The 18,189-nt window shown below is 61.2% G+C and carries 13 protein-coding genes; 2 read left to right on the top strand and 11 right to left on the bottom strand.

Annotated features, from left to right (window positions below):
- Positions 1-39: 39 nt before the first annotated feature.
- The 6 genes from efeO (ACHPFG_RS16430) to ACHPFG_RS16405 all read right to left on the bottom strand — a co-directional run bounded on the left by efeO (ACHPFG_RS16430) (position 40) and on the right by ACHPFG_RS16405 (position 6,964).
- Positions 40-858 carry an iron uptake system protein EfeO gene (gene efeO, locus ACHPFG_RS16430; RefSeq protein ID WP_431699811.1) on the bottom strand — a complete coding sequence of 273 codons (819 nt, stop codon included), beginning with the start codon at positions 856-858 and terminating at the stop codon, positions 40-42.
- A gap of 25 nt (positions 859-883) precedes the next feature.
- Complete coding sequence (gene efeB / locus ACHPFG_RS16425; RefSeq protein WP_431699810.1) at positions 884-2,188, bottom strand: iron uptake transporter deferrochelatase/peroxidase subunit; 1,305 nt, start codon at positions 2,186-2,188, stop codon at positions 884-886.
- A gap of 14 nt (positions 2,189-2,202) precedes the next feature.
- Positions 2,203-3,405, bottom strand: a complete 1,203-nt coding sequence (gene efeO / locus ACHPFG_RS16420) for an iron uptake system protein EfeO (protein ID WP_431699809.1) — start codon at positions 3,403-3,405, stop codon at positions 2,203-2,205.
- A gap of 10 nt (positions 3,406-3,415) precedes the next feature.
- A complete protein-coding gene (gene efeU, locus ACHPFG_RS16415; RefSeq protein WP_431699808.1) occupies positions 3,416-4,261 on the bottom strand; it encodes an iron uptake transporter permease EfeU in 846 nt (281 codons plus the stop codon).
- Positions 4,262-4,376: 115 nt separating this feature from the next.
- Positions 4,377-5,369 (bottom strand): hypothetical protein, encoded by a 993-nt coding sequence (locus ACHPFG_RS16410; RefSeq protein WP_259242485.1) that lies wholly within the window; start codon positions 5,367-5,369, stop codon positions 4,377-4,379.
- Entirely contained in the window at positions 5,366-6,964 is a 1,599-nt protein-coding gene (locus ACHPFG_RS16405) for a J domain-containing protein (protein ID WP_431699807.1), read from the bottom strand. The genes ACHPFG_RS16410 and ACHPFG_RS16405 overlap by 4 nt, the downstream gene beginning before the upstream one ends.
- Before the next feature lie 127 nt (positions 6,965-7,091).
- Here ACHPFG_RS16405 and ACHPFG_RS16400 point away from each other — a divergent pair, with 127 nt between their 5' ends.
- Both ACHPFG_RS16400 and ACHPFG_RS16395 read left to right on the top strand, forming a co-directional pair.
- Positions 7,092-8,108 carry an AraC family transcriptional regulator gene (locus ACHPFG_RS16400; protein WP_431703483.1) on the top strand — a complete coding sequence of 339 codons (1,017 nt, stop codon included), beginning with the start codon at positions 7,092-7,094 and terminating at the stop codon, positions 8,106-8,108.
- Between the two features lie 19 nt (positions 8,109-8,127).
- Positions 8,128-8,652, top strand: a complete 525-nt coding sequence (locus ACHPFG_RS16395) for a hypothetical protein (protein ID WP_431699806.1) — start codon at positions 8,128-8,130, stop codon at positions 8,650-8,652.
- A 127-nt stretch (positions 8,653-8,779) separates the two neighbouring features.
- Here ACHPFG_RS16395 and ACHPFG_RS16390 read toward each other — a convergent pair whose 3' ends face one another.
- From ACHPFG_RS16390 to ACHPFG_RS16370, 5 genes are all read right to left on the bottom strand, one after another.
- Entirely contained in the window at positions 8,780-10,195 is a 1,416-nt protein-coding gene (locus ACHPFG_RS16390; protein ID WP_092489102.1) for an efflux transporter outer membrane subunit, read from the bottom strand.
- Positions 10,192-13,371, bottom strand: coding sequence for an efflux RND transporter permease subunit (locus ACHPFG_RS16385; RefSeq protein WP_431699805.1), 3,180 nt, complete (start codon positions 13,369-13,371; stop codon positions 10,192-10,194). The genes ACHPFG_RS16390 and ACHPFG_RS16385 overlap by 4 nt, the downstream gene beginning before the upstream one ends.
- A gap of 15 nt (positions 13,372-13,386) precedes the next feature.
- Positions 13,387-14,628: a multidrug efflux RND transporter periplasmic adaptor subunit MexE gene (gene mexE / locus ACHPFG_RS16380; protein WP_090410005.1), complete on the bottom strand. Its 1,242-nt coding sequence runs from the start codon at positions 14,626-14,628 to the stop codon at positions 13,387-13,389.
- 257 nt (positions 14,629-14,885) lie between these two features.
- Positions 14,886-15,734: an HNH endonuclease gene (locus tag ACHPFG_RS16375; protein ID WP_431699804.1), complete on the bottom strand. Its 849-nt coding sequence runs from the start codon at positions 15,732-15,734 to the stop codon at positions 14,886-14,888.
- Positions 15,731-18,187 carry an AAA family ATPase gene (locus ACHPFG_RS16370; protein ID WP_431699803.1) on the bottom strand — a complete coding sequence of 819 codons (2,457 nt, stop codon included), beginning with the start codon at positions 18,185-18,187 and terminating at the stop codon, positions 15,731-15,733. The genes ACHPFG_RS16375 and ACHPFG_RS16370 overlap by 4 nt, the downstream gene beginning before the upstream one ends.
- Between the last annotated feature and the right edge of the window lie 2 nt (positions 18,188-18,189).

The following is an 18,189-nucleotide window of genomic DNA, read 5'->3' as shown; positions in this document are numbered from 1 at the left end:
GGGCCGCCCAGGCTCATTGCAAACCTGGGCGACCACGGATCAGTTCAGGCCCAGCTTGCCACGCAGGGTCGACAGGTCTTCGGCCAGGGTGTTAACCGGACCCACCAGCGCCTTGCGGTCGTTTTCCTTGACCTTGTCGTAGGTCTCGAAGCCGCCGTCCTTGGTCTTGTACTTGGCCAGGATCTTGTCCACGCTGGCGAAGTTCTTGTCGACCTTGGCCAGGAAGGCCTTGTCCTGTTTCTCGATCTGGCCACGGAACAGGTCGACGATTTTCTTCGCGCCGTCGATGTTGCCCTGGAAGTCATACAGGTCGGTGTGGCTGTAGCGGTCTTCTTCACCGGAGATCTTGGTGGCCGCGACTTCTTCCAGCAACGCTGCGGCCCCGCCGACAACTTTCTCCGGCGGGAAAGTCAGGCCATCGACACGGGTTTTCAGGTCGTTGACGTCGGTGTTGAGCTTGGCCGTCAGGGCTTCCAGGCCTTTGGTCGAGTTCTGCGAGAACAGCGCGTACTCGATGCGGTGGAAACCGGTGAAGTCTTCGGCGGTCACGCCTTTTTCGTGGTCATCGACACGGGAGTCGATCGAGGCGTCGAGGTCGCTGAACAGCTCGGCGATCGGCTCGATGGACTCATAGTGCACACGGGTCGGCGCGTAGAGCTTCTTGGCGGTGGCCAGGTCGCCTTTGTTGATGGCATCGGTAAAGGCCTGGGTCTGGGTGACCAGCTCGCCGATTTCCTCGGTAACGTAGATCTTGTAGTCCGACACCGGGCCTACCAGGTCCAGCGGCGCGGTGGCGGCGAAGGCTGCCAGCGGCGAAAGGGTCATTAACAACGACAACGCGATAGTCGACTTCTTCATGGGACGTTTTCCGCTCTGGTGTGTTTTAGGTGTTGGCAGTGGTTTGAAGGTGCGTGGCAGCGAGCAGCGTGCGCCCAATGAAATCCTTGGGCCCCGTGACCCCCGGCAACGTGAAGAAGTACCCGCCGCCGACCGGCTTGAGGTATTCCTCCAAGGGTTCGCCGTTGAGCCGGGTTTGCACGCTGATAAAGCCTTTCTCCAGGTCAGCCTGATAGCAGATGAACAACAGCCCCATGTCCAGCTGACCGTTTTTATTGACGCCGTTGGAGTAGTTGAACGGCCGACGCAGGATCAGATTGGCCTGGGTCTGCGGGGTACGCGGGTTGGCCAGGCGGATATGGGCATCGAGCTTGGTCAGCTTGCCTTCCGGGTCCTTGCGGTAGTCGGGCACCTGGGATTCTTTCTGGCCATCCATGGGGGCACCGGTGGGCTTGACGCGGCCGATGATGCTTTCCTGCTCTTGCAGCGGTGTGCGGTCCCAGCGTTCGACGAAGTTGCGGATGATGCGCACCGCCTGGTAGCTGCCATGGGCCGCCCAGCTTGGTTCGTCGCTGCCGGGTTGGACCCACACAATCTGGTCCATGGCCTTGCTGTCGTTGGAGTTAGGGTTGGCCGAACCATCGCGAAAACCCAGGAAGTTGCGCGCGCTCTGCGCCGGCTCGCCGGGCTTGGCCGGCGCCTGGGGCGGCACGCTGCCTTCCTGCTTCCAGCGCACCAGCAACAGGTCGGGCAGGTTCTTCACGATGTCGCGCAGGGCGTGGATATTGGTGTCCGTGGTGTTGGAGCTGAATTGCAGGCTCAGGTCGCCATGGCACTGCGCCGGTTCCAGCGCATCGTTGGGGAAGCCGACCATGCGGCTCAGGCGCTTGGGTTTGACGGCGGCCAGGCCAAAGCGCTCATCGAACAACGATTCGCCGACGGACACGGTGATGGTCAGGTTATCTGGCGTGACCACCGGGCCGAGGATCCCCGAGTCGGTGGGCGGCAGCTTCGGGTCGACCTGGGGCACGGTGCCGCCGGTCATCAGGAAGCCGATGCGCTCGTTCAAGGTGCGGAACAGGCGCTCCAGGTCTTCGCGGTCGCTGGCCAGGACATCGAACGCCACGACCATGCCGCAGGCCGGGCGCGGGGTGACGATGCCGCTTTGGTGCTTGCCGAAGAAGTCGTGGTGGTCCTGGGTCTTGTCACTGCGCGGTGCGGTAGTGACTTGCTCTGCGGCAGCCGCCATGGCCGGGCAGGTCAGGGTGCTGCCGGCGATGGCGGCACCGGTTGCGGCCATGCCCAGGAGGACACGGCGACGTTGTGCTGAAAACTGTTCTGAATCACTCATGTGTGCGGTCGTCTTCACTGCAGGCCGGAGAGGCCAAGGGCGGGGTCGATTCCATCGAGTGCGGCGGCCAGAGCCTTGGCCTTGTCTGCGATCTGCTTGCGCTGATCGGCGGTAACGCTGTCGTATGTGGCGTAGCCTTTGTCGAGCTTGAAACCCTGGAGCTCGGTATCGAAGGCGGCGAGGGCGCTGTCGACTGTCGGCAGCAGGTCGGCGGCGGACTTGGTCAGCAGCGGACGCATCAGCTCGACCACCTTGTGCGCGGCCTCCAGGTTCGCGGCGAAACCATTCAGGTCGACATGGCTGTAGCGCTCCTCTTCACCGCTGATGGCACGTACATCCGCCAGGCTGTTGAGATTGCGCACTACGATGCTGACCAACTGCTCCGGCGGCAGGGACTGCGCCAGCAATTGCTGCTTGAGGGTGGTGACATCCGTTACCAGGCGCTGCGCAATCGGCGCCAGGCCATCAAGGCTGCGTTGCTGGAACAGGCTGTATTCGAGGCGATGGAAGCCGCTGAAGGCCGGGTCTTGCTCACGTTTTTCAAAATAGTCGGCACGGGCGTTGATGGCGTTGTCCAGCTCGGCCAAACGCTGTGAGGCCGGGGCCAGACGTTGGTAAGCCTCACGGGCCGGAACGTACAGCGCTTGCGCCTGTGGCAGGTCACCAGCGTCGATCGCCTGTTGCAGGGCGGTCACGGCCTTGACCAGGGCACCGCCCTGGCTGCTCAGGTACACGCGAAATTCCGACAATGGGCCGATAAACGCCACCATCGACGGCTTGGCCTTGGCCTGGGCATCGGATTCAGCGGTCGGCGTCACATGCAGGGTGCCGCGCGGGTTGCTCAACAGGCCGCAGGTGATCGCATAGTCCCCCGGCAACAGGTTGGCGTTGATTACCTGGCTCAGGCCGGGGGCGATGTTTTCGCGCTCTTCGACCACCAGCACGCCGTCGAGGATTTCCCATTCCACCGCGCGGTCGGAACGGTTGATGATGCGAAAGCTCGCGCGCCCGGCCGGAACGGTCAATGCATTGGGCTCGCAGGCATGGCCATGGATGGTCACGGCGATTTCATCGTGGTTGGTCTGACGCTTGCTGGCCGCCAGTTGCGAGGCGTAATAGAACAGGCCACCGGCGGCGATCATCACGACCACCGAGCCGGCCAGCGCCCAGCGCAGGGCGCGGGGGGGCGAAGCGGGTTGAGGCGTTGGGTTGGACAAGAGACGGTCCTTACTGGCTGGAAACGGAAGAAGGGCTGGCGGCAGGCTTGGCCGGTGCCGCGGGCAGGAAAAACATCACCAGCGCCACCATCAGATAAATCAGATAGGCGCCCAGGGTGCTGATGGTCGGTGCTTCCTGGTAGCCGAACATGCCGGCCAGCACTGAGCCCAGAGGGCTGTCCATCGGCAATGCGGCGCTGAAATCGAACAACACGGTCTGCCAGTGGTTCCACACGCCCGCTTCGTGCAGGGCTTGCACCGAGTTGGCCAGGATGCCGGCGGCTACCACGAGGATGAACAGGCCGGTCCAACGGAAAAAAGCACCGAGGTTCAGGCGCATGCTGCCGGTGTAGATCAGGAAACCGACGATGATCGCCAGGACCAGGCCGAGCAGGGCACCGATCGGCGCGCCTGGGCCTTCGCTCTGTTGGAACACTGCCAGCAGGAAGAACACGGTTTCCAGGCCTTCGCGGGCGACGGCGAAGAACACCATCAGGATCAATGCCATGACCTGGTGTTTGGAACCGGTCAGTGCCTGATCAAGCGAGGCGTGCAGGGAATGCTTGATGGAGCGCGCCACTTTGCGCATCCAGAACACCATGGAACTGAGGATGCCCACGGCGACCAAACCGACAATGCCTTCGAACAGTTCCTGTTGTTTTTGCGGGAACTCGGCGCTGACCAGTTCCAGGCCACCGCCCACCAGCAACGCCAACGCGGCGGCGAGGAAGACCCCGATCCACACTGCCGGCATCCACTGGCCACGGCCGGTCTGTTGCAGGTAACTGGCGATGATGCCGACGATCAATGCTGCTTCAATGCCTTCGCGTAGCATGATGAGAAAGGGGACAAGCATTCGGCACCAGAGCGTAACTAGATAGGAACCTAAGTTGTAACATAATGATACTCATTACTAAACAGACAATCTTGACGATTGCTGAACAGCGGCTGAACGGCCCGGAGAAGGCCGTTCAGTAGTCCTGCCCGACGGCCTGGTTATAGGTATCCACCAGCAAGTCAAAGCGGCGTTGTGTTTCAAAGTAATCGGCGTTTAGCCGCTCTGGGTCGGGGGGTTCGCTTGAATGACGGGCAAGTGTTTGCAGCGCGCCAAGGTAGTCGTAACCGGGTTGTCTAATCCGCTGCCACAGCTGTTGGGCCTTGGCGTCGGAGATGGGTAGGTTGGGGCGCAGGTACTGCTGGGCGTGATCCCAGCTCTGCTGTAAGTCGCTCAATGCGTCCGCCAATTGCTTGGGGGATCGCGGGTCAAGGCTGTGCATCGTGTCGCGGGTCTGCAAGATCAGGCCGGGGATAAGCGCCATTTGGTGTTCGTCACGCACCTGCAAGTGTTGCAGCTGTTGCAGGCGTATCCGGCGGTCGGCTGCGTCCACGGCGGCGCGCAGTTCGGATGAGACCGTGAGGAATTTTTCCGCCACAGGGAAGAACCGCGCATCGCTGATCGCCCGCTGCGCAGGGGTAAGGCCTGGGACGGTTGCGTTGGGGTAGAAGTCGAACTCTTTCACCGATGAATAGACCTGCAGCAGGTGGTCCATATAGTCATTGCGAAGCGCGGCGATCTGCGGCAGGTATTTTTGCAGTGCGCTTCTTTGCGAGGACGTCAGCAGGCACAGGTCCGGGCGTTTGGCGTCGTAGTCCAGCAGGCTCAATTGCGGGCCCTGTGCGCGCTGATACCGTTCGGGGAAACGCTCGATGATATCCAGGCTCGGGTCGTTGGCGCGGGGGCTGCGGCTGCGGTAGTTGGAGTACGCCACTCGCCAATTGCTGTCGACCCGGTTGAGGCAGTCGATCACCGGACGCAGCGCCTGGGCTTGCTGGTGTTCAAGTGCTGCCGGGCGGTTGGCCCAGGTTTTCAGCGGGGCGAGCATATCGGTATTCGTCAGCAGGCCCACGGTGCTCAGCGCCAGGGGCACGATGGTGCACAGTGCAGCAAGGGTGATGCGGTTCATGGTGTACACCCCTGCGCGCCGGCTTTAAGGCCACTGCAAGGGCTCATCAGAAACGGTTGCAAGCCCTCGTCACGGTGGATGCGTTGGTTGTTTGCGAATATCAGCGCGGCGCTCAACAACAGGGCGCCGAGGCCCAGGCAGGTGGCCCATTGGCGTGTCGACGGTCGCGCAGGCCAACGCCACGTCAGTGCTGAACGTATCGACGGTCGCCCGAGCACGCGCTGCGCCAGCCCCAGGCCCTGCAGTGTCAACACATAGCCGGCGAACGCGTAATTGCCGAGGATGATCCAGATCAACAGGCCAAGCACCCAGCACGGCAGAATCTCGCGGATCACCAACGGCGGCGGCCGGCGAAAACTCAGCCAGGGCGATAGGTGGGCGGCGAGCTTCTCGTCAATCTCGCCGTAACCATCAGTGACCGGGCGCCAGATCGCCAGGATGAGCAACGCCGGTATGGCGATCAGGAAGGCCCAGGTTGGGACCATGCCGAGGGATTCCATCAAGGTGTGGTCGGTCAGTTGCTGGTCGTGGATCGCCCAGCCGACGGCCATGCCCAGCAACGCCACAAACATTGGCCAGGGGCGGCTGGTGCGTTCCCAGTCGCGCCAGAAGTAGGGGTCTTCATCGGGCATCTGTGCGCACAGGGCCGGGTACTGGTTGAGCAGGGTTTCGCTGAGAGTACGGCAGGCATTCCAGTCGGACTCGCCGAAGCGTCGAGCAAAGCGTTGGCGTTGTTCCAGTGTCATGTCGCCGAACAGCAACCTGGCCGCGCGCGCCTTCGGGTCACGGCTGTTCAGGCTGGCCTGGTGGTAGGCCTGCGCACTGAAACGCTCCAGTGCATGGCGTGCCTTTAACGCCGACCATTCGGGTTCGGGGCAGTGGTTTTCCAGGTGTTGATCGGACCAGGCCTGCTCGCTGCACAGGCTTTCAAACAGCGCCTCGGACCAGAACGTGCTGGCCAGCAGCGTGCGCGCGAGTACGTCATCGAGCCGCGCATGGCGCGCCAGGGGCTTGAGCCATTCGGTGTCATGCAACTCGATCAGGGCGGCGTTGAAGGCCTCGACCTGTTGTTGATCGAGTAATTCGGTCAACCGCTGCTCAACCTGGGCAAACATCTGCTCCAGCAGCGCGGCCAGGCGATAGTCGGGCAGCCGCGCCGGGGTTTCCCGTTGCCAGGGGGTGAGCCAGTGCAAGTGCGTCACGGCCCAGTCCGCAATCGCGGGTTCCGTGCCACTCAGGCAGCGTTGCAGCAGCAAGGCTTCAAATGCCTCGGTGCATTCATTGTCCTGGGCGTGCTGATAGAGACGCGCGAGATTGGCCGGCGTGGCATCGGCCACCAGGGCCTGCGCCTGGTCGTAGCGCGTGTCGGGCTCGGCGGTAGCGGGCAGCACCGTGTCGACCTGCAACGCTTGCGGCACTTCGACGGGCGCTTCATAACGGCTCCATTGCAGCGCGTGCTCATAGGCCTCGCGCAGGCGCTGGAAGCCGACAGGGTCTTCGTCCGGGCGATGCTGTTTGAGTAACACCGCGTATTGGCGCTTGATACTGCGAGCATCGGCGTCGGACGGCAGCCCAAGTACTTCCCAGCAACTCATCGATACAACTCCCTGTCGGTAAATCCCGGCGCAGAATACCCGAGACCCAAACCCGAGTGCCTACTCTTTTGCCGCGTGACTGCCTAAGATGGCCGCACTTCACGCCACACAGGGCACGGCAGCGCCAATGTTGGAAAAAGACACTATCTCCCTCCACCTCGTGCGCGAAGCCTTGTTGCAAAGCTGCGCACCGGGTCCGGCCACTGTCGAAGTGTTGAGCAAGGTCGGTATCGATCCGGCATTGCTGGAGCAACCCGACGCCCGCGTTCCGGCTACTGCCTACGCCCGTTTGTGGCGTTTGCTGGCAAGGCGCATGGACGATGAGTTCTTCGGCATGGACCCGCGCAAGCTCAAGTCCGGCAGCCTCGAGTTCCTTTGCCGCGCCGCCATTGCCCAACCCAGCCTGGCGGCGGGCCTGCAAACCGCCCTGGGTTTCCTCTCACTGATGCTGGAACACATGCCAGCCCAGCTGGTGCGTCAACAGAGCCTGGCGGAAATCGTGTTGCACGAACCAGAAGCTGAGCCCAATCGAGCGTTCACCTATTTCACCTATTGGATGATCGTGCACGGCGTCGCCTGCTGGCTGGCGGGGCGACGCATTCCGATCCTGGCCATCGAACTGCGCTGCTCGCAGCCGGACTTTTGCGATGACTACCAGGTGATGTTTTCGGACAACCTGCGTTTTGATCGGCCACGCACCCGCATGATCTTTTCCGCTGACTGCCTGGACCTGCCGATCAAGCGCAGCCCGGAAGAACTCAAGCGCTTCCTCGCCCACGCGCCGGCCAACATCCTGGTCAAATACCGCAACCCGGACAGCCTGGCTACGCGCATCAAGCACGACCTGCGGCAAATGCCTCCCGACACTTGGCCTGAGACCGAGGGCCTTGCTGCCATTCACTGTATTTCCGCCTCGACCTTGCGCCGCCGCCTGGCGGAAGAAGGCCAGAGCTACCAGGGGCTCAAGGACAGCGTGCGCAAGGAGTTGGCGATCGTGTGGCTGGCTGAACCGCAGATCAGTTTTGCCCAGATCGCCGAGCGATTGGGGTTTGCCGATACCAGTTCGTTCTACAAGGCGTTTCGCAAGTGGGTGGGGTCCAATCCTGGGCATTACCGCAGTTTGATTCTTAACGATGCCGGATAAGTCTTCAGGGAGACAGGTCGTGCTTAAGTCATGGTTTATCTGTATTTGTTGCGCTTTGTTCCCGCTCACCGCCTGGTCGGCCCTGGGTATCGGTGATTTCACCCTAGGCATGCCTCGCTCGCAGGTCATGGACATCCTGCAACGTTATTTTCCGAAGGTGGAACTGGAGAGGAACCTCTCCTATTCGGTGCCGATGCCTTACTACCGCGCGTTGGAACCGTCACGCCCGTATCAATTGGGCGATGTGCCGATCTACGTGGTGGAGGCGTACTTCGACGAAGCCGACCGCCTCAAGCAACTGAACATCGCCTTTAATATCACCGACCCCGAGCGTCTCAAGCCGTTGATACCGTTGATGCGCGAAGCACGCTTGGTTCCGGACACGAACGGGCGCTATGAGGTGATGGTCGAGGAGGGTGAGCTAACCTATTGGGTTTCCAGAATGTTCGAATGGACTACTGTGGAGATCGCTGACAAAGCCGCGTCGAAGGTCAATATTCCGATGCGTTTTCACGTTGATCAGCAAATCAGAGCGACCAGGTAGCCACCCGGCCAACCCAACATGGAGGTTGGCGCTCTGGCGTTGCTGCAGCCAAAAAAAAGCCCCATGACCAAATAGACCACGGGGCTAAAAATTGGCTGGATGCGACCAACCAAAGGAGCTCTTTACGTTACTGGGCAGTCGCCACGACGGTGTCCGGCTTCCAGCCACCCCCCAGCGCCTTGTAGATCGCCACAATCCCGCGATACAGGTCCACTTCGGCCTGGGCCTGGGAGTCTTCGGCGGCGAGGCGTTCGCGTTGCGCGTCGAGCAGGACGAGGAAGTCCACGGTGCCTTCGCGGTAACGGATCGCGGCGAGGTCGGCGGCGGCGCGGCTGGATTCGCTTTGGCGGATCAGCGAGACCAGGCGTTGCTGACGCTTGCCGTAATCACTGAAGGCATTCTCGGACTCTTCCAGCGCCAGCAGCACTTGTTGCTCGTAGGTCGCCAGGGCGCCATCGGCTTCGGCGTCTGCGCCACGCAGGCGGGCGCGTACGCTGCCCAGGTCGAAGGCGGCCCAGGTGATGCTCGGGCCGAGTGCCCAGGCATTCGCGGCGGACGAGCCGATCTGTGAACCGCGCCCGGCGGTGAAGCCGAGGAAGCCGCTGAGGCTGACCCGTGGGAACAGGTCGGCCTTGGCCACGCCGATACGCGCGGTGGCGGCGGCCAGTTTGCGTTCGGCGCTGAGGATGTCCGGGCGCCGTTGCAGCAGTTGCCCCGGGTCGCCGATCGGCAACGCCTTGGCAATCGCCGGCAGGTCTTTCGGGCTCAGGTCCACCGTCAGCTTGTCGGGACGCTGGCCGAGGAGGGTGGCGATGCGGTTACGCTCACGCACCTGTTCGGCCTGCAGTTGCGGCACGCTGGCTTCCACTGCGGCGAGGCGTGCGTCGGCGCGCTCCACGTCGAGTTGGTCACCCACACCGGCGTCGCGCAGGCTGACGGTGATGGTGCGCGAGTCCTGCTGGTTCTTCAGGTTGTCGAGGGCGATGCGTTCCCGCAGTTGCGCGCCGCGCAGTTGGCCGTAGGCGTCCACCAGTTCGGCAATCATGGTGACTTGCAGTTGGTACAGGTCGGCCTCGGCGGCTTGCTGGTCGGCGTCGGTGGCTTCCAGGTTGCGCTGGATGCGCCCGAACAGGTCCAGCTCCCAGGCCATGTCCAGGCCCAGGTCGTACCGCTCGGTCTTGACCCGGCTGGTGGTCTGGCCGGGGATCTGGCCCTTGCCCTGGTCGCTGCTGACGCGGCTGGTAATCGTCGGCATGGCATCGTTGCTGGCGTCATCGCGGATTGCACGGGCAGCGCGCAGACGGGCAAACGCCACGCGCAGGTCACGGTTACCTTGCAGCGATTGCGTGACCAACTGGTTGAGGGTCGGGTCGTCGAACTGCTGCCACCAGATGCCTTCGAACTTGGCGTGGTCATACTGCTTGGCGTCCGCGGCGGCGGTGATGTTCGCCGCCTCCGGGGTCTGGGTTTTGTAGTCCGGGCCCACGGCACAGGCGCTCAGCGCCAGTACCAGCAAGCTCGGCAGGAATACTTTCACGCTCATTGCTGTGTCTCCAGCTTCAAGGCCTTGGCCGCTTTGCGCGCTTCGCTGCGCTCCACATAGCGACGGATCAGTACGTAGAACACTGGCGTCAGCAACAGACCGAAGAAGGTCACCCCGATCATCCCGGAGAACACCGCCACGCCCATGGCATGACGCATCTCGGCACCGGCACCGCTGGACAACACCAGTGGCACCACACCCATGATGAAGGCGAACGAGGTCATCAGGATCGGCCGCAGACGCAAGCGGCAGGCTTCCAGGACCGCAGCGAGCGGGTCGAGGCCTTCCTGCTGTTTGTCCTTGGCGAACTCGACGATCAGAATCGCGTTCTTGCATGCCAGGCCCACCAGTACGATCAGGCCGATCTGGGTGAAGATGTTGTTGTCGCTACCCGAGATGATCACCCCGGTAATGGCCGACAGCAGCGTCATCGGTACGATCAGGATCACCGCCAGCGGCAGGCTCCAGCTTTCGTATTGGGCGGCCAGAACCAGGAACGCCAGCAGTACGCAGAGCGGGAACACGAACAGCGCGGTGTTGCCCGAGAGGATTTGCTGATAGGTCAGGTCGGTCCACTCGTAGGTCATGCCGTTGGGCAGTTCATCCTTCAACAGTTTTTCAATCGCCGCCTGGGCCTGGCCGGAGCTGTAGCCCGGTGCCGCGTTGCCGTTGATTTCGGCGGTGATAAAGCCGTTGTAGTGCATCACGCGGTCCGGCCCCGAGGTGTCGCTGACCTTGATAAAGGTCGCCAGCGGGATCATCTCGCCTTTGTTGTTGCGCACTTTAAGCTGACCGATCTGGTCGGATTCCTGGCGGAACTGTTGCTCAGCCTGCACGTTGACCTGGTAGGTACGCCCGAAGCGGTTGAAGTCGTTGGCATACAACGAACCCAGGTAGACCTGCAGGGTGTCGAAGATGTCGCTGATCGCCACGCCGTGGGTCTTGGCCTTTTCGCGGTCGATGGCGGCATCGACCTGGGGCACGTTGACCGTGTAGCTGGTGAACAGGCCGAACAGCTCCGGCACGCCGCGGCTCTTGGCGATGACGTTCTGCACTTCTTTGTACAGCTCGTCATAGCCCAGGTTGCCACGGTCTTCGATCTGCAGGCGGAACCCGCCGATGGTGCCCAGGCCCTGTACCGGCGGCGGTGGGAAGATCGCCATGTAGGCTTCTTCGATGTTGGCGTACTGGCCATTCAACGCACCGGCAATTGCCCCGGCGGACATGCTTGCGTCTTTACGCTCATCGAACGGTTTCAAGGTCACGAACACAATGCCGCTGTTCGGACTGTTGGTGAACCCGTTGATTGATAGGCCGGGGAACGCAATCGCGCTTTCCACGCCGGGCTGCTTCAGGGCGATTTCCGACATGCGCTTCATCACGTTTTCGGTGCGGTCCAGGCTCGCAGCGTCGGGCAGTTGGGCGAAGGCCACCAGGTATTGCTTATCCTGCGCCGGTACGAAGCCGGTCGGGGTGTGGGCAAACCCGAAGAAGGTCAGCACCATCAGGCCGGCGTACACGAACAGGGCAATGCCCGTGCCGCGAATCACCCGGCGTACGGTACTCACGTAGCCATGGCTGGACTTTTCGAAAAAGCGGTTGAAGGGACGGAACAGCCAGCCACCGAGGAGCTTGTCGAGGACCTTCGAGAAGCGATCCTTCGGTGCGTCGTGACCGCGCAGCAACACGGCGGCCAGGGCAGGGGACAGGGTCAGCGAGTTGAACGCCGAGATCACCGTCGAGATCGCAATGGTCAAGGCGAACTGTTTGTAGAACTGCCCGGTCAAGCCACTGATAAACGCCGCTGGAATGAACACCGCACACAGCACCAGCGCCGTGGCGATGATCGGGCCGGTCACTTCGCTCATGGCTTTTTCAGTCGCCGGGAACGGCTCCAGGCCCAGCTCGATATTTCGTTCGACGTTCTCCACCACCACGATGGCGTCGTCCACCACGATACCGATGGCCAGTACCAATCCGAACAGCGACAGCGCGTTGAGCGAGAACCCGAACAGGTGCATCACCGCAAAGGTACCGATCAACGATACCGGCACCGCCACCAACGGAATGATCGAGGCGCGCCAGGTCTGCAGGAACAGGATCACCACCAGCACCACGAGGATCAGCGCTTCGAACAGGGTGTGTACCACCGCTTCGATGGAACCGCGCACAAAGATCGTCGGGTCATAGGCGATGCGGTAATCCATGCCGGCCGGGAAGCTCTTTTTCAGCTCGGCCATCTTGCTGCGCACATCGTTGGAGATGTCGATGGCATTGGAGCCGGGACGCTGGAAAATCGGAATCGCGACGGCCGGCTGGTTGTCGATCAGCGAGCGCAGCGCGTATTGGCTCGACCCCAGCTCGACCCGGGCGATGTCCTTGAGGCGCGTGATTTCACCGTTGGCGCCGGCGCGGATCACAATGTTCTCGAACTCTTCCTCGGTGACCAGGCGACCCTGGGTGTTCACCGACAACTGGAAGCTGGTGTCAGACGGTGCGGGCTGGGCGCCGAGGGCACCGGCTGCCACCTGGCGGTTCTGCTCACGGATCGCGGTGACCACATCGGTCGCAGTCAGGTTGCGCGAGGCGGTCTTGTTCGGATCCAGCCATACACGCAGGGAGTAGTCGCCCATGCCGAACAACTGCACGTCGCCCACGCCGCCCAAGCGGGCCAGCTCATCCTTGATATTGAGGATCGCGTAGTTGGACAGGTACAGCATGTCGTAACGCTGATCCGGGGAGGTCAAGTGCACCACCATGGTCAGGTCGGGGGAGGCCTTGTCCACGGTGATACCGATGCGCGTCACTTCCTCAGGCAGTTTTGGCTGAGTCCGCGTCACCCGGTTTTGCACCTGCACCTGCGCATTGTCCAGGTCGGTGCCCAGGGCGAAGGTGATGGTCAGGGTCAGCTTGCCGTCGGCAGTCGATTGCGAGGACATGTACAGCATGCCCTCGACGCCGGTGATGGCTTGCTCCAACGGCGCGGCCACGGTTTCACCGATGACCTTGGGGTTGGCGCCCGGGAAGTTGGCACGCACCACCACGGTCGGCGGCACGACTTCCGGGTATTCGCTGATCGGCAATTGGAACAGCGAGATCGCACCGGCGATCAGGATCAACAGCGACAGCACCGCTGCGAAGATCGGCCGCGAAATGAAGAACTTGGAAAAATTCATCTTGAGTCGTATCCCTTAACCGCGTGGAGTCGCAACGGCTGCGAGCTTGGGCGCGGTTTTTTCCGGCGCCACTTGCTCCAGGTTGCTGGCTTCAAGCGCTTGTCGTTGTTGGGCCAAGGCGGCGAGGGTTTCCTTGCTGGCCATCGGGATGGTTTCCGGGGCGACCGGCGAGCCGGGGCGCGCGCGTTGCAGGCCCTTGACGATAATGGTGTCGTCCTTGTTCAGGCCGCTGCGCACGATGCGCAAGCCTTCGATCTTCGGCCCCAGTTCCACCGCGCGATACGCCGGCTTGTCGCCTTCCATCACCAGCACGAACTTCTTGCCCAGGTCGGTGCCGACGGCCTCGTCGTTGATCAGCACGGCGGAGTAGGTGCCGCTGCCGACCAGCTTCAGGCGCGCATACAGGCCAGGGGTGTATTCGCCCTTGCTGTTATCGAACACGGCGCGACCACGGATGGTGCCGGTGGCCGGGTTGACCTGGTTGTCGACGAAGTTCATCTGGCCCAGGTGCGGGTTGCCGGTTTCGTTGGACAGCCCCAGGTACACCGGGGTGGTGGCGCCACGGCGGCCTTGGCGAGCCAGTTCGGTGTACTTGAGGTACACACGTTCATCGGCGTCGAAGTAGGCGTAAACCTTGTCGGTGGAGACCACGCTGGTCAGCGCGGTAACGTCGGCGGTCACCAGGTTGCCGGCGGTGATTTCGGCACGGCTGACGCGGCCGCTGATCGGCGAGGTCACACGGGTAAAACTCAGGTTCAGCTTGGCCAGGTCCAATTGCGCCTGGATCCCGGCGACGGCGGCGCGGGCTTCCTGGGCGGCGGTGGTGCGCGAGTCGGCCAGTTCGGCGGAGATCGCATTGCTCTGGCGCAGGCGTTCGCCGCGCTGGGCTTCGTTATCGCTGCGGGTGGCGGCGGCTTTGGTTTGAGCCAGTTGGGCTTCAAGGCGGCGCACTTCGGCCTGGAACGGACGCGGGTCGATCTGGAACAGCAGGTCGCCTTTCTTGACCAAAGCGCCTTCGGTGAAAGCGACTTGGTCAATCTGGCCAGAGACCCGTGGACGAATCTGTACGGTTTCGGGCGCTTCCAGGCGACCGGTGAACTCATCCCACTCGTTGACCGGCTGCTCAAGCACCTTGGCTACGCTGACTTTCGCCGCGGGCATGGCGGCCGCTTGTTCCGGGGTCTTGCCGCACGCGCTCATCACCACCACGGCCAGGATCGCCAGGGGGAAGCGCAAATGTTTGAGTGACTGTTCCATGAGGTGCATCCGCCAATGTATTTGAGATGGGCGGATCATGCGCGGCGAGGCGGTATGTCACGAATCGAATGAAGCAAAGGTAACTATCATTCGGAATGATATAAGCGCGGGATCAGCCCTCTAGCATGAGGGTTTCGTTAGGGTGCTATCAATGGGCGTGATGACAAAAGACTGTTGTTGCGCGTGTAACGAACCTCTCAGGTCGGTTGTGTTGAGCCTACCTATCCAGATGGCGGCGTAGCTTGAAGTCTGCGCGATCAGTCGAACGCAAGCTGTTGCTGGATAGCGCGAATGGGATCATGAGCGAGTTGCTGTTTGCGTGACCGAGTGTGTTTGCGGCCGGATGTTTTCGGTGCCGCATCTTTGGCGGCGTCATCTGGAATCACCCACAGTGCGCTGGCCTTGCTGCCGTCGTTCAGCCGTTCGGCAATCGTTATTTCCATGGCATGGCGAAAGGCTTGCAGTTCTGGGCGGTCTGTTGAATCGCCCTGGGCATCCAAGTCATCGATGGTGCGTTGCCAGCCCGCCAGTGCGGGGTAGCTGCGCTTAAGGCTGCGTTTGCCGACCACAGCGCTGAGTAATTGGGTGCACAGGTGTTGTCCTTGGGGCGTGAGGCCGTGATAGCTGACGAACTCCTGGCGATTGGTTTCCATACGGATGAAGCGGATATGTTCATCGTAGCGATGGTGACGGGGATGAAAGAAGGTCATGACGTCTGCCGTGGGGTAAAGCGCCGGGGCCCCAGGGAACTTGCCCCAGTCGGCCTTGCCCTTGACCGAATTGCAATCGACACACGCAATTGCCAGGTTGCGCGGATGCAAGGCGAATTGAGGATAGGTGTCGCGTGACAGCACGTGTTCGATGGGTGCTGCACTCGCATGGTTAAGCAACCAGCGCTTGCAGTAACAACATCTGGGCTCTTGGCGGCTTTTCAGCGCTAAGCGCAAGCGTTTTTTGAGCGCCGCACAGTCGGCTTTGGCGGGGTCGCCCAGCTTGCCCCAGATACTTTTATCAAAAGCCTTTGCCCCCTTGCGCAATGCGTGCAGAAACTTGCGCTGTTCGCTGTAGACGAGCGCTGCCTTCGGCTCGCCGGTGGGGCGGGTCATGCTGGCAACGCCTGTTGCGCAAGGGCAAAGGTTTCGGTGATGGCAAGACTCGCGTGTTCGATGAGTTGCAGGTCCTGTTGGTAGCGCTTGTCTTCGGCGTCGCCGGAGGTCTTCATGATGGTTGTCATGTATTCCAGTGCTTTTCTGAGGTCTTCATGTTGTTGGGCATACTTACCCGCCTGGCCCCTGTTGGTTGCTCGAATAGCCTCGGTCACAAGCGCCGCGCAGCGCTCGGCGACTTCCCGGTTGTGTGGGGTGTAGGTCTCGAAGCCCTTGAGCAGGATGGTCTCTACTGAGTGGCGCTGTTCAGGCGCAATTTCTGTCAGTTGATTGTCCTTGGCCATAAAACAATGGCTCAGGTTGTCCTTGGCATTGGCAACCAGGGTCGGTGAATGGGTGGCAATCACGAACCGGGTTTGCAGACGTTCTGCCATCAGGCTGAACAGGCTCGGCAGCAACTGCTGCCAACCGACATGCAGGCTCACTTCTGGCTCATCGATCAGCAGCACTTTGCCGGGGCCGGCGCTTGCCATGATTTTGGCGAACAGGAGCAGCACCTGTTGTTCGCCGGAGCTGAGGTCGGTGAATTTCAGCAGGTTGGAATGGCCTTGGCGACTCAATGCGAGACTCAGTCCCTTGAGGGAAACATGTTCACTGACCGCGAGTGCAAGGGGAATGACTTGGGCGGCCAGGTCGAGTGGTCGCAGCAGTTCGTTGAATGCACCACTGGGCGCAAGGTACAGGCGCTGTTTGAGGCCCAGGCGCTCAAGCAGGTTTTCCAGCAACGCCAGGCGCTCAGGTAGCTCGACCGTTTCGACCAACAGGTCGATCAACTTGCGCTCGATGGTTTGCGATGAATACCCGGTACTCGTCCGGTCGCCCAGGTAGCGATAATGAGGATACTTCTCGCGATTGCCCAAGGGAAAACGGTCAATCGGCCCAACCACAATGGCCACACTGGCGGTGGACTGTTGCTGCAGGTGGTCAACCAGAGAAGCCAACAACAGGCTTTTGCCGGCACCATTGTTACCGATGACGTAGGTGCAGGAAGATACGCTGCCTGGTTGCGCGAGCAAGTGCTCCAGCGGGCGCCGGTCGAGCAGTGAAATTTCCCGTACTCGATCAACGGGCGGAACCCGAGTCCCGCCGATGCGGGTCCTGAGCACATCCTTGGTGTCCAGTTCTACGCAAACGCCGTCGACATCCTCATACCCAGTGTCGAACCATTGGGCAAACAGCCCTTTGAGTGAACCCAACAGCTTCGACTCAGGGTATTGGCTGAAGCGCAACGCTCCATCTGACCGCCATATCTGGTAAATCGCTGCTGAGAAGTAGGCGAGCTCTTCTGCGCTGACCCCCCGAATGCCAGACAGCAATTTGCGTGTGTCGATGCACAACGTTCTGTCTGCCTGGGATTTTTGGCTATTCAACAACCAGGCGTAGTAGCGGGTGGCGTTGCCAGCGTCGTTATAGCTCGTGAAATCGAACACGGCTTCAAGCAGGTCATTGCTGGACAGGTGTTGCTTGAGTTTATCCAGGGAGGCGGGGGTTGGGGTCCGGCCAGGCGTGAACACCATCAGCGTTCTCCCCGTTAACGTGCCTTCTTCGGTCCGTTGTAACAGTGAGACGAAGGGCTGTTTCAAATAGACCGGGTTATCCAGCAGTGACAGGCCCTCACGTTTGAAGTCATTCGGCAGACCTTGGATCAGTTCGGCATCGACGCCTTGCACGATCAGTCTGAGTCGGGTCAAGTGGTGCAGGGCCGCGCTACCTTCAACAAGCAAGTATGCAAACCGGCCCTGATGGAGGTCGAAATGCTTGACGAAGGCTTCGCCACTGTAGGGCTCCAGGTCGATCAGCCCTTCATCGCGCGCCAAGCCGGTGGCGAGTGCTCCGCTGATCTGGGCATGCCGCCGGTCGAAACGGGCTTGGGTGGCAAGAAAATAAAAAAGTGCGTCGAACAGGTTGAGGCACTCTTCTCCGTCCAGTTGCTCCGTGACCTCATCCAACAGCACTGAAAGCTGTTCGTAGGTCTGTTCGTCGCATGCAGTGATTTTTTCGACGAGGCCACAGTGCTCCATCAGCATGTGCACGCTGGCCTGAATGGTGTCGTGGTAGACCCAGTACTTAGTCTCCCGCTCCTTGACCCATTTAGGGCTGTCCCAGTCCACGATTTGCACGGCGAGGACATAGAGCAAAACCTGCTGGAATTGAGCGTCTGTCATTTCGCCCTGAAGCTGACTGGCCTGTGCGCGTGCTAATAGCTCGCCGAGCCAGATATGACTTTCTTCCATGAATGTCCACCTGTTTCCTATGACATTAAAGACCGGGGACCGCCCCCGAGGTGCATGGGTTTGAAGTTTACCTATCGATTCGAGTAGTGGCGAGTGGCCATTTTCGACTGTCTGCCAGCCACCTTCAAAAAATGGGCTGCGGGTTTTCCCCGCAGCCAAGG

Origin of the sequence: Pseudomonas sp. BR20 (assembly GCF_050780135.1) — a bacterium.
Classification (GTDB): Bacteria; Pseudomonadota; Gammaproteobacteria; order Pseudomonadales; family Pseudomonadaceae; genus Aquipseudomonas.
Note: the sequence above shows the minus strand (reverse complement) of the source record. Positions and strands in the feature narration are given on the sequence as shown.

Excerpts from the sequence above, each read along its gene's own strand:
- ACHPFG_RS16400 (WP_431703483.1), top strand. The coding sequence starts at position 7,092 with ATGTTGGAAAAAGACACTATCTCCCTCCACCTCGTGCGCGAAGCCTTG.
- ACHPFG_RS16385 (WP_431699805.1), bottom strand. The coding sequence starts at position 13,371 with ATGAATTTTTCCAAGTTCTTCATTTCGCGGCCGATCTTCGCAGCGGTG.
- mexE (WP_090410005.1), bottom strand. The coding sequence starts at position 14,628 with ATGGAACAGTCACTCAAACATTTGCGCTTCCCCCTGGCGATCCTGGCC.
- efeU (WP_431699808.1), bottom strand. The coding sequence starts at position 4,261 with ATGCTTGTCCCCTTTCTCATCATGCTACGCGAAGGCATTGAAGCAGCA.
- ACHPFG_RS16410 (WP_259242485.1), bottom strand. The coding sequence starts at position 5,369 with ATGAACCGCATCACCCTTGCTGCACTGTGCACCATCGTGCCCCTGGCG.
- ACHPFG_RS16375 (WP_431699804.1), bottom strand. The coding sequence starts at position 15,734 with ATGACCCGCCCCACCGGCGAGCCGAAGGCAGCGCTCGTCTACAGCGAA.
- efeO (WP_431699811.1), bottom strand. The coding sequence starts at position 858 with ATGAAGAAGTCGACTATCGCGTTGTCGTTGTTAATGACCCTTTCGCCG.
- ACHPFG_RS16405 (WP_431699807.1), bottom strand. The coding sequence starts at position 6,964 with ATGAGTTGCTGGGAAGTACTTGGGCTGCCGTCCGACGCCGATGCTCGC.
- ACHPFG_RS16390 (WP_092489102.1), bottom strand. The coding sequence starts at position 10,195 with ATGAGCGTGAAAGTATTCCTGCCGAGCTTGCTGGTACTGGCGCTGAGC.
- efeB (WP_431699810.1), bottom strand. The coding sequence starts at position 2,188 with ATGAGTGATTCAGAACAGTTTTCAGCACAACGTCGCCGTGTCCTCCTG.